6 protein-coding genes and 5 tRNA genes are annotated in these 12,195 nt (G+C 30.2%); all 11 read left to right on the top strand.

Annotation, left to right across the window (positions count from 1 at the left end):
• Positions 1-66: 66 nt before the first annotated feature.
• The 11 genes from SPD90_RS11560 (at position 67) to SPD90_RS11510 (ending at position 12,101) form a co-directional block, all read left to right on the top strand.
• Positions 67-141 (top strand) — tRNA-Cys (locus tag SPD90_RS11560).
• A gap of 5 nt (positions 142-146) precedes the next feature.
• Positions 147-221 (top strand) — tRNA-Asn (locus tag SPD90_RS11555).
• 7 nt (positions 222-228) lie between these two features.
• A tRNA-Leu gene (locus SPD90_RS11550) sits at positions 229-318 on the top strand.
• A 14-nt stretch (positions 319-332) separates the two neighbouring features.
• A tRNA-Met gene (locus tag SPD90_RS11545) sits at positions 333-408 on the top strand.
• Positions 409-496: 88 nt separating this feature from the next.
• Positions 497-572, top strand: a tRNA-Val gene (locus SPD90_RS11540).
• Between the two features lie 372 nt (positions 573-944).
• Complete coding sequence (locus SPD90_RS11535) at positions 945-1,358, top strand: hypothetical protein (protein ID WP_320624273.1); 414 nt, start codon at positions 945-947, stop codon at positions 1,356-1,358.
• 529 nt (positions 1,359-1,887) lie between these two features.
• Positions 1,888-5,334 (top strand): pyruvate carboxylase, encoded by a 3,447-nt coding sequence (locus SPD90_RS11530; RefSeq protein ID WP_320624272.1) that lies wholly within the window; start codon positions 1,888-1,890, stop codon positions 5,332-5,334.
• A gap of 362 nt (positions 5,335-5,696) precedes the next feature.
• Positions 5,697-7,631, top strand: coding sequence for an elongation factor G (locus tag SPD90_RS11525; RefSeq protein ID WP_320925329.1), 1,935 nt, complete (start codon positions 5,697-5,699; stop codon positions 7,629-7,631).
• A 356-nt stretch (positions 7,632-7,987) separates the two neighbouring features.
• Entirely contained in the window at positions 7,988-8,593 is a 606-nt protein-coding gene (locus SPD90_RS11520) for a UvrB/UvrC motif-containing protein (RefSeq protein ID WP_320925328.1), read from the top strand.
• 11 nt (positions 8,594-8,604) lie between these two features.
• Positions 8,605-9,594: a hypothetical protein gene (locus SPD90_RS11515; protein ID WP_320624269.1), complete on the top strand. Its 990-nt coding sequence runs from the start codon at positions 8,605-8,607 to the stop codon at positions 9,592-9,594.
• 59 nt (positions 9,595-9,653) lie between these two features.
• On the top strand, positions 9,654-12,101 hold the full coding sequence (locus SPD90_RS11510) for an ATP-dependent Clp protease ATP-binding subunit (protein ID WP_320925327.1): 2,448 nt from the start codon (positions 9,654-9,656) through the stop codon (positions 12,099-12,101).
• Positions 12,102-12,195: the final 94 nt, after the last annotated feature.

Raw genomic sequence — 12,195 nt, 5'->3', positions numbered from 1 at the left:
GTCGGTAGAGCACTTGACTTTTAATCAAGGTGTCCGGAGTTCGAATCTCCGATGGGTCACCAATATGGCGACATGACCAAGTGGCTAAGGTAGAGGACTGCAACTCCTTCATCCCCAGTTCGAATCTGGGTGTCGCCTCCAAATTTTCCAAGGTAGCTCAATGGTGGAGCACTCGGCTGTTAACCGATAGGCTGAGGGTTCGAGTCCCTCCCTTGGAGCCAAAATTGTGCCGAAGTGGCGGAACTGGCAGACGCACAGGACTTAAAATCCTGCGAGACTTAACCTCTCGTACCGGTTCGATTCCGGTCTTCGGCACCATATAAGTATAATGTCGCGGAGTGGAGCAGTTGGCAGCTCGTCGGGCTCATAACCCGAAGGTCGGAGGTTCAAGTCCTCCCTCCGCAACCAGTCAAATTGCTCATTGGTCAAGAGGTTAAGACACCGCCCTTTCACGGCGGTAACAGGGGTTCAATTCCCCTATGAGTCACCAATAAATGGGATCATAGCTCAGCTGGGAGAGCACCTGCCTTACAAGCAGGGGGTCACAGGTTCGAGCCCTGTTGGTCCCACCAGTAAAACCTTTAGTGATTAAATCGCTAAAGGTTTTTTTGCATATATTTGCATATAATATTATTTAATTTATTTTATTTTTTATGGATATTATTATAAGTACAAATAAATATTAGTTTTACGTAAATACTATTTTTATAATATATAAATGTAGAATATTATTCATAGAAAAAAATTGAATTATTAATAAATTTTAAAATTAAGACTTTTTTAGTAATATAATATATAATGATATTATTGGAATTACAATAGTACCGTTGATAGCAGTTAAATATATTGAGAAAGGAGAAGTCAGAAAATTAATATATATTAAAGATGTATATTGGATACAATAATACTTTTATAAATAAAAATATTTCTGACATAAAAAGAATTTGTATATAATATTTGATGAGCAAATAATTGATAGTGATGAAATAAAAGATTTAATAGAAAAAAACAGCAAATTTAAAGTTGAAAAAGATATGTGTAAAGCAACTAAAAGGGAGGATGTTTTAGCTTATCTATTGACATTAGATGTCGATTTAATAAAAAAAGAAATTGAAGAAGAATATGATTTGCAAGACATGGAAATGGATGACCTATTTGAAGAATATATGCAAATAGCAGAAGAAAAAGCTATCGAATTAGAAGAAATAATGCCTATGTATTCAATAATGAATACTATATCTTATAAATGGGATATGAGTGAAAATAAAATAAAAACTATAATAGCTATAGCTCATACTGATTTAGGGGTATTAAAACTTTCGGATGTTGTAAAAAGATTATTATCTGAAACAGATTAATAATATAGAAATAATAAATAATTAAATGTGTTTATGACATTGTAATATTGCAAGCTATCGGTAATTGATAAAATATTAATATTAAATTTTGGAGAGAATTAAAGAGTAATAAATATTTTAATTAAAGTATAATGAATAGAAATATTTTAATATTGAATGAAAATAATTTATCATCAAGAATATTGTTGTATTATGTAAAAATAATTTAATAAAATAAAATATATAGATTTATTAAAACAACACTTTACTGATAGTGTTATTTTGATGTAAAAATATTTAATTTATGTACATTTAGAAGCAAAATAATAATTTTATTCATATAAATAGAAATATTTTATTATTAATTATAAAAAAATATTCCAAATCCACTTAAATTAAATATAGTGTTTTTTAAAAATACATAAATTAAGTTATATATTGAAAGAAATTCTATTATTAATTAAGAAACTTGTTAAAACCGGTTTAAAATTAAATTGAATTGATTTATAATCTTAAATATTACGATTAAAATGAACACGGGGGGGATAAGATGCAAAAGAAGTTTAAGAAAATACTAGTTGCAAACAGAGGCGAAATTGCGATAAGAATATTTAGAGCATGCGCAGAACTAGGTATAAAAAGTGTTGGGATATACAGTAAAGAAGATAAATACAGTTTATTCAGAACAAAAGCGGATGAATCTTATTTAATAGGTGAAGATAAAGGACCTATCGATGTATATCTAGATATGGATGGAATTATAGCATTAGCAAAAGAAAAAAATGTAGATGCTATACACCCTGGTTATGGATTTTTATCTGAAAACTCAGAATTCGTACGTAAATGTGAAGAAAACGGAATAACTTTCATAGGACCTTCAGCTGATATAATGGATAAAATGGGTGACAAGATAAATTCTAAGAAGGTTGCACATTCTGTTGGAGTTCCTACTATACCAGGAGTTGACAAAGTTATTGAATCAGTAGAAGAAGCTAAAGAAGTAGCTAATTACGTTGGATATCCAGTAATGGTTAAAGCATCTAACGGCGGTGGCGGTAGAGGTATGAGAGTTGTTTACAACGAAAAAGATTTGGCTCTTGAATACGAAACTGCATGTAGCGAATCAAGAAAGGCTTTCGGTAAAGCTGTAATATTCATAGAAAAATATATAGTAGATCCAAAACACATAGAAGTACAAATATTAGGGGATAAAGAAGGTAATATAGTACATCTATACGAAAGAGACTGTTCAGTACAAAGAAGACACCAAAAAATAATTGAATATGCTCCAGCATTTTCTCTAGATCCAAAAGTAAGAGAAAGTATATGTGAAGATGCTGTTAAAATAGCTAAGGGTGTTGGCTATGTAAATGCAGGTACTTTAGAATTCTTAGTTGATGCAGATGGAAATCATTACTTCATAGAAATGAACCCAAGGGTTCAAGTTGAACATACTGTAACAGAAGAGATAACTGGTATAGATATAGTTCAAAGTCAAATATTAATAGCAGAAGGATACACTTTAGATAGTGACGAAATAGATATAAAATCTCAAGACGATGTAAAAGTAAGCGGATATTCAATCCAATGTAGAATCACAACTGAAGACCCTAAAAATAACTTCATGCCTGACACAGGTAAAATCCAAGTTTATAGAACTGGATCAGGTAATGGTATAAGACTTGATGGTGGTAATGGTTGTGCAGGATTTGATATAAGCCCATATTACGACAGTTTATTAGTTAAGACAGTTTCTTGGGATAGAACTTTCAAAAAAGCAATAAATAAGATGTTAAGATCTATAAGAGAATTAAGAATAAGAGGTGTAAAAACTAACTCTGGATTCTTAATTAACGTATTACAAAGCCCAGAATTCCAAGAAGGAAAATGCAGTACTAAATTTATAGACGAACATCCAGAATTATTCAACATAAGAGAAAGTAAGAATAGAGCTACAAAATTACTTCAATTCATAGGTGATGTTGTTGTAAATGAAAATCACTGCCAAAAGAAACCAGTGTTTACTACACCACATAAACCAGTTATAAGAACTGATATACCTGATATTGAAGGAAGTAGACAACAATTAGAAAGATTAGGTAAAAAAGCATATATAGAAAAAATAAAAAATGAAAAGAAATTATTATTAACAGATACATCTATGAGGGATGCACATCAATCTTTAGTAGCTACAAGATTTAGAACTTATGACTTCTTACAAGCTGCACCTGCTACTCAAGCATATATGAAGGATTTATTCTCACTAGAAATGTGGGGTGGAGCTACATATGATGTTGCATACAGATTCTTAAATGAATCACCATGGATAAGATTACAAAAATTAAGAAAAGAAATACCAGACATATTATTCCAAATGTTATTCAGAGCTTCTAATGGTGTTGGATATACTAACTATCCTGACAATGTAATAACTACATTTATAAAAGAAGCAGCAGCACAAGGTATAGATGTAATAAGAATATTTGACTCACTTAACTGGGTTGAAAATATGAAATTATCAATAGATGCTGGTCTAGAAACAGGAAAAATAGTAGAAGCTACTATGTGTTATACAGGAGATATATTAGACCCTGCTAAATCTAAATACAATCTTGAATACTATATAAACATGGCTCAAGAATTAGAAGCATTAGGAACAGATATAATCTGTATAAAAGATATGGCTGGTTTATTAAAACCACAAGCAGCTTACACTTTAATAAAAGCATTAAAAGACAATGTAAAAGCTCCTATACACCTACATACTCATGATACTAGTGGTAATGGTGTTGCAACTTGCTTAATGGCATCTAAAGCTGGTGTAGATATAGTAGATACTGCTTTACAATCAATGGCAGGACTTACAAGTCAACCATCATTAAATGCAATAGTAGAAGCTTTAAGATTTGATGAAAGAGATACAAAAATAGACTTATTTGGATATGAACAAATAGGCGATTACTACTATGATTTAAGAGAAGTTTATAAGAAATTTGAAAGTGGATTAACAAGTTCTTTTGCACAAATATACAAATATGAAATGCCAGGAGGACAATATTCTAACCTTAAAGCCCAAGCTGACAGTTTAGGATTAGCTGATTCATTTGATCAAGTAAAAGATAACTACCAAAAAGCTAATAAGATATTAGGTGATATAATTAAAGTTACACCATCTTCTAAGGTTGTTGGTGACTTATCAATATTCATGACTAAGAATGGATTAAATGAAGAAAACATAATAGAAGAAGGTAAAAAATTATCATTCCCAGATTCAGTAGTTGACTACTGTAAAGGTATGATAGGACAACCAGTTGGTGGAATACCTCAAGATTTACAAGAAGTTGTATTAAAAGGTGAAGCTCCTATAACTGAAAGACCAGGTAAATTAATGCCACTTGCTGATTTTGAAGCAGATAAGAAATACTTAGACGAAAAATTCTCTATGGATTCTAACATAAGAAACATATTAAGCTACGAATTATATCCAAAGGTTTATGAAGATTATTTAAGACATCTTCAAGAATACAACGATATATCTAAATTAGAAAGTGATGTATTCTTCTATGGATTAGCAGAAGGTGAAGAATGTGATGTTGAAATAGAAGAAGGTAAATCACTAGCTATAAGATTAATAGGTATAGGTGATGTTAAAGAAAATGGATACAGAACAGTAGTATTCAGAATGAATGGTTCTCTAAGAGAAGTTGAAATAAAAGATAACAACTACTCAGGCTTAATCAAACAAGTTGAACTTGCTGATATGGATGATCCTCTACAAATAGGGGCAGCTATACCAGGTAAAGTTGTTAAGACTCTTGTTAAGAAAGGCGATGTAGTAGAAGAAAACCAACCATTAATAGTAATAGAAGCTATGAAGATGGAAACTAACATAGTTGCTAAGGTACCAGGTAAGATATCTTCAATAGAAGTTAAAGAAGGAGATATGGTAACTGATAAACAATTATTAATGACTATGGAAGCTGTAGAAGAAGCATAGAAATAAATAATGTTCAAAGAGGGATTTTACGAATTGATTTTGTAAAATCTCTTTTTTTATGTGAAAATAATAAGAAATATAACTATATTTAATAAAAATCTAACGTATATTAGTATATTAAATTCAGTATACAAAAAACGATAATAATATTGAAATTACAGTAAAAAATTTAGAAATAAAAAAGGAAAATTATACTTATATGTAGAAATATATTTAATTATAAAGTAAATAATATTTTTTATTATAGGAAATAATGTAATAAAAGGCATTATTTATTAAATTAAAAATACAAAAAATTTAGAAATAAAAATATTAAGGAAATACGACTTAAATTTTTAAAACAAACAAAGGTAGGTGCTCTTATGAAAGTGTATGATAGTAACAATTTAAGAAATATTGCGATTTTAGGTCATAGTGGTTGTGGTAAAACTAATTTAATAGAAGCAATCGCATATACAGCTAATCTTAGAAATAAAATACCACAATTAAGTGATAAAACAAATATGACTTACAGTATGGGTCTAGTACCAGTAGAATACAATGGTATCAAATATAATTTATTAGATACTCCTGGATACTTTGATTTCTGTGGAGAAGTAATTTCTTCTCTAAAAGCTTGTGCAGCTGCTGTTATAGTAATAGATGCTACATCTCCTATACAAGTAGGTATAGAAAAATCACTAGAAATGACTGAAAATATGCCTAAAATAATGTTTATCAATAAAATTGATAATGAAAAGGCTAGATATAAAGATGCAATAGACATGCTAAGAGAAAAATACGATAAAAAAATAGTACCAATGATAATACCTGAATACAAAGATAAACAATTTGTTAAATTACATAATATATTAGATAATTTACAAGAAGCATTTGATGGTGACTTTACTAATCAAGTTTTAGCTATAAAAGAAGGTTTAATGGAACTTGTTGCAGAAGCTGACGATGCTTATTTAGATAAATATTTCAGTGGTGAAGAATTTACAGAAGAAGAATTACAAAAAGGAATCACAATAGGTATAAAGAGAGGGGATATAATCCCAGTTATATGTGGTTCAACTATTAATAATATAGGTACAAAAGAAATCCTAGAAACATTAGAATCATATATCTATCCAGGTCATATAGATAGTGAAGCTCCATTCAGAGGACAAGTATTTAAAACTATGATGGACCCATTCACAGGAAAAACATCTTATATTAAGATTATAGAAGGTACTTTAAAGAAAGACATGGAAGTTATAGATATAACTCAAGATAAAAAAGAAAAAATATCTAACATATATACAGTAGTAAATGGTAACTTAGAAGAGCTTGAAGAAGCTAAAGCTGGTGATATAGTTGCAGTAACTAAAGTTGCTTCATTAAAGACAGGAGATACTATAGCAGCTAAGCCTGATGCTTTACCATTAGATGCAATTGAATTCCCTAAACCACAAATTTACTATTCAGTAGTACCTAAGAATAAAGGTGAAGAAGAAAAAATCGCTTCTTGCTTAAATAAAGTTGCAGAAGAAGATCCAACTATACATTGGTATAGAAATGCTGAAACAAAACAAACTCTTGTTGGTGGACAAGGTGAATTACACATAAATACTATTAAGAAACAAATTAAAGAAAAATATGGTGTAGACTTCGACTTAGAAGATATCAAGGTTGCATATAGAGAAACTATAAAAGGAAGCTCAGATGTTCAAGGTAAACATAAGAAACAATCAGGTGGACGTGGACAATATGGTGATGTTCATATAAGATTCTCTAGATCTACAGAAGACTTTGAATTCGCAGAAGAAATATTTGGTGGATCTGTTCCTAAATCATATATACCAGCAGTAGAAAAAGGTTTAAGAGATTCTATGCAAAAAGGTATATTAGCAGGATATCCAGTTACAAATATCAAAGCAGTATTATACGATGGTTCTTACCATGATGTAGACTCTTCTGAAATGGCATTCAAAACTGCAGCTTCTCTAGCATTCAAAAAAGGTATGCAAGAAGCTAAACCAATATTACTTGAACCTATAATGAGCTTAAAGATAACAGTTCCAGAAGAATACATGGGAGATGTTATGGGTGACATCAATAAGAGAAGAGGTAAAATATTAGGTATGGAACCTGATAACAAAGGAAAACAAATTATATTTGCTGAAGCACCTCAAAGTGAAACATTTAAATATGCTATAGACCTAAGAGCTATGACTCAAGGTAGAGGTCAATTCGAAATGGAATTAGCAAAATACGAAGAAGTTCCATCTCAAATAGCTAAAAAAATAATTGAAGATGCTAAAGAAGACTAATATTTAAAATTGTATAGAAAGGGACTTATGCAGGTTTATTCTGCATAGGTTCCTTTTTGTTGTGTATAAATATAAAAAAGTATATAATTATAAATAATAGTCAAAAAGCATACCACTAGCTTTATAAATAATAAAATATCTAAAAAATATAGTATAGATACATAATAAAGAGTACATTTTTTTATATTATAATTGTATTAAATAAATTATTTTGAGTTGAATTAACAAAAAAATGGGAATAATAATATTATATGCTATAGATAAATCTATATAATTTCCAATATGAGATAAAATTTAAAATCAAAACTATCGAGAAATATTATAGAATTGCTATTTTATTTATGAGGAGGGATAATATGTTGTGTCAAAAATGTAATAAAAAAGTAGCTACTGTTTTTATAAGTACAATTGTAAATGGACAAAATAGTCAAATGTACTTGTGTACAGATTGTGCAAAAGAATTTCATGATAGTATGAATCCGGATATGAAAATTCCTTTTCCAATAAATGATATTTTATCAAATATGTCTTTTGATGAAAATACAGTAAATGATTTAATTGAGGGATTAAAGGAAATGGAAATTAGTGGCGAACTTAAAGGAATGCTTGAGCAAGAACATGTAGTAGAAGGGCAACAAGAAGAAGGTAATAACGATAAAAAAGCAGATATTACATGTAGTGTGTGCAATACATCATTTGAAGATTATAAAAAGACTGGAAAATTAGGATGCAGTAGATGTTATTCTACTTTTGAAAAGCAGCTAAAGCCTATAATTGAAGGAATTTATGGATATTCAGAACATATAGGAAAATTCCCTAAAAATGAATTTAAAGATGTTCAAGCTATTAGAACAGTAGAACATTTAAAGGAACAATTAAATATAGCTATTCAAGAAGAAGAATACGAACAAGCAGCCAAGCTTAGAGATGAAATCCTAGAACTGGAAGCTAATAATATGTAGGAGGAATTTATATGGAACAAAGTGTAGTAATAAAGTCAAAAGTAGATATATCAAGAAATTTAAATGGTTACTCATTTCCACATAAGTTATCTAGTAGAGAAGCTGATATTATAATAGAAAAAGTAAATAATATTTTATCTAGTTCTAAATATGATCTTATTTTAAATAGAACGAGAGAATTAAGTCAAATTGAAATAGACTCACTTTTAGAGAGAGAGCTTGCAGATGGTGATTTTTTAGCGAATGAAAATAGTGCTGTACTTATTAATTACGATAAAACAATATGTGTATTGATAAATGGATTGGACCATATAAAAATTCAAGTAGTTGGATATAATGGTATTAAAGAGCTATACGATATAGCAAATGAAATAGACGATATGCTAGAATCACGTCTAGAATATGCCTTTGATAAAGATTTGGGATACTTAACAACATGCCCTGTCAATGTTGGGACAGGGCTTAAAGTTACCAATACTGTACATATACCGGCAATACAAATACTAAAACAAGTAGATGATTACTACAAAATAGCACATAAGATAGGTATTAATTTTAAAGGAGTATACGGTAAGACAAAATCTATATTAGGTAGTTTATATCAAGTATCTAATAGCATAACACTTGGAAGATCTGAAGAAAATATCATACAAAGCGTAGAAAGTATATCAAAAGATTTATCTAAAAGGGAATACGAAGGTAGAGAAGTATTAAGAAATGTAAGAAAAATAGATTTAGAAGATGATGTTTTTAGATCTTTAGCGATATTATCAAGTGCTAGAGTCATAACTAACACAGAACTTATGAGATGTCTATCTAGTGTAAAGCTTGGAATAGAAATGGGATATATAGAGGATGTAAGCTTAGAAAAAATAGAAAAATTAATGACAGGAAGACAGCCTTATCTAAAAGTTATAAGCGCATATGACGAAGAAGAGAAAGTAAAAAGAGCATCTTATATTAGAAGGGAATTTAGTCTAGCTAATAGAAATAATAAATAATATTATTTCTATGTCTATAGAGATGATTTATCTGTATAGAATTGATAGGAGGGATTGACATGTACTTCAATAGATTTACTCAAGGGGCAAAAGCTTCTATAAATCTCGGCAAGAGTTGTGCAAAAAGCTTAGGGCATGGAGTAGTAGGAACAGAACACTTAATAGTGGGGCTTTTAAAGGAAAGATATGGTATAGCAGCTAGAGTACTTAAAAATTTAGGGATAGATGAAAATACTTTTGAAAATAAATTAATAGAAGTAGAGGGAAGAAATGATCAAGTTGAAAGAGATATTCCTCTAAGTCCACGAGCAAAACAAATTTTAGAGAAAGCAGCTGTTTTCGCTAATAAATTAAATACAAATTACATAGGTACCGAACATATACTACTTGCAATAGCTCAAGAAGGAGAAGGTTTAGGAGTAAATATTCTGAGCAGTTTAGGTGTAGACCAAAGAGAGCTAGTAGAATCAATTATGAAAATGATGGGAGTTGAAAATTATTCAGTGGAACCAGCAAGACAAAACGATACAAATAAAGAAGAATCTTCAACATCGAAGCTTTTAGATAAATACGGTGTAAATCTTACAGAGGAAGCTAGTAAAGGAAAAATAGACCCTGTTATTTGCAGAGAAAAGGAAATACAAAGGGTAATTCAAATTTTAAGCAGAAGAACAAAAAATAATCCTGTGCTTATAGGAGATCCTGGTGTTGGTAAAACCTCTGTAGCAGAAGGATTAGCTATAAATATTTCTAGAGGTAGAGTGCCAGATACTTTAAAAGGTAAGTCACTGTATACTTTAGACATGGGTAGCTTACTAGCAGGAGCTAAGTATAGAGGAGAATTTGAAGAGAGAGTAAAACAAGTAATAGATGAAGTTAAAAAAAGAGAAAATATAGTTTTATTTATAGATGAATTACATACAATCGTAGGAGCAGGATCTACAGGGGAAGGTTCAATAGATGCATCAAATATTCTAAAACCTGTATTAGCAAGAGGAGAAATGCAAATAATAGGAGCAACTACTATTGATGAATACAGAAAGCATATAGAAAAGGATGCAGCATTAGAACGTAGATTCCAACCAGTATTAGTTGAAGAGCCTACTAAAGAAAGTACAATAAAAATACTTGAAATACTTAGAGATAGATATGAAGCTCATCATAAGGTGAAAATAACAGACGAAGCTATTGAAGCTGCAGTGGATTTATCTGTTAGATATATAACAGATAGATTTTTACCAGATAAGGCTATAGATTTAATCGATGAAGCAGGATCAAAGGTAAGATTAAGAGAAAGTACTCCACCAGAGGAAATAAAAGAATTAGAAGACAGAATCGAAAGCATAAACAATGAAAAGGAAGAAGCTGTTAGATGTCAAAACTTCGAAAAAGCAGCTAAGGTCAGAGATGAGCAAAGAAGACTAAAGGAAGAATTAAAGCAAGTTAGAGAAAAATGGAATAACTCAATAAAGGCTAAAAATACAGTTAATGCAGAAGTAATAGCAGATATTGTATCTATGTGGACGGGAATACCTGTAAATAAAATAGTCGAAGAAGAAGCTGAAAAATTATTAAATATGGAAAATATCCTACACAAAAGAGTTGTAGGACAAGAAGAAGCTATAAAATCCATAGCCACAGCTATTAGAAGATCAAGAGCAGGTATAAAAGACCCAAGTAAACCAATAGGCTCTTTCTTATTCCTAGGACCAACTGGTGTAGGTAAAACAGAATTAAGTAAGGCATTGGCAGAAGCGCAATTTGGAGACGAAAATCAAATAATCAGAATTGATATGTCTGAATATATGGAAAAACACGCTGTATCTCGATTGATAGGTTCTCCTCCAGGCTATGTAGGCTATGATGAAGGTGGGCAATTGACAGAACAGGTTAGAAAGAAACCATATTCGGTTATATTATTTGATGAAATTGAAAAGGCTCATCCAGATGTATTTAATATTTTATTACAAATATTAGATGATGGTAGACTTACAGATTCTAAAGGAAGAACTGTAGACTTTAAAAACTGTATAATTATATTAACTTCAAATGTCGGAGCAACTGCAATTAAAAAGCAAAAGAGATTAGGCTTTGGGGTTATAGACGAAAAAGAAATACAAAAAGATGAATACGAAAAAATGAAGGAAACTATTATGGTGGAATTGAAAAAACAATTTAGACCAGAGTTTCTAAATAGAATAGATGACATAGTAGTATTCCATTCATTGACTAAAGAAAATATTTCAAGCATTGTTGTTCTAATGTGTAAACAATTAATAGACAGATTAAAGGAATTAGAAATAGACTTAGAATTAGAGCAAGATGCTATAGATTTAATTGCAAAAGAAGGTATTGACCTTGAATATGGAGCTAGACCATTAAAAAGAGCGATACAAAATCATTTAGAAAATGAGCTGTCTGAATTGATTTTACAAAGAACAATTAAAGCTGGTGATGCTGTGGTTGCCAGTGCAAAGGATGATAAGATGGTCTTTACAGTGAAATAAATTAAAAATTTCCTACAGAATTATTTATTAGGGGAGCGAAAACTCCCCTAAATTAATATTAAATTAAAAATAAATTATATTTTTTAAGGATTAT

Origin of the sequence: Intestinibacter sp., assembly GCF_034113885.1 — a bacterium.
Classification (GTDB): Bacteria; Bacillota; Clostridia; order Peptostreptococcales; family Peptostreptococcaceae; genus Intestinibacter.
The sequence above is the reverse complement of the archived record's forward strand: the minus strand, read 5'-3'. Positions and strand labels throughout refer to the sequence as shown.

Bases quoted from the DNA above. Each gene is read 5' to 3' on its own strand.
- SPD90_RS11515 (WP_320624269.1), top strand. From the start codon at position 8,605: ATGGAACAAAGTGTAGTAATAAAGTCAAAAGTAGATATATCAAGAAAT.
- SPD90_RS11525 (WP_320925329.1), top strand. From the start codon at position 5,697: ATGAAAGTGTATGATAGTAACAATTTAAGAAATATTGCGATTTTAGGT.
- SPD90_RS11530 (WP_320624272.1), top strand. From the start codon at position 1,888: ATGCAAAAGAAGTTTAAGAAAATACTAGTTGCAAACAGAGGCGAAATT.
- SPD90_RS11510 (WP_320925327.1), top strand. From the start codon at position 9,654: ATGTACTTCAATAGATTTACTCAAGGGGCAAAAGCTTCTATAAATCTC.
- SPD90_RS11520 (WP_320925328.1), top strand. From the start codon at position 7,988: ATGTTGTGTCAAAAATGTAATAAAAAAGTAGCTACTGTTTTTATAAGT.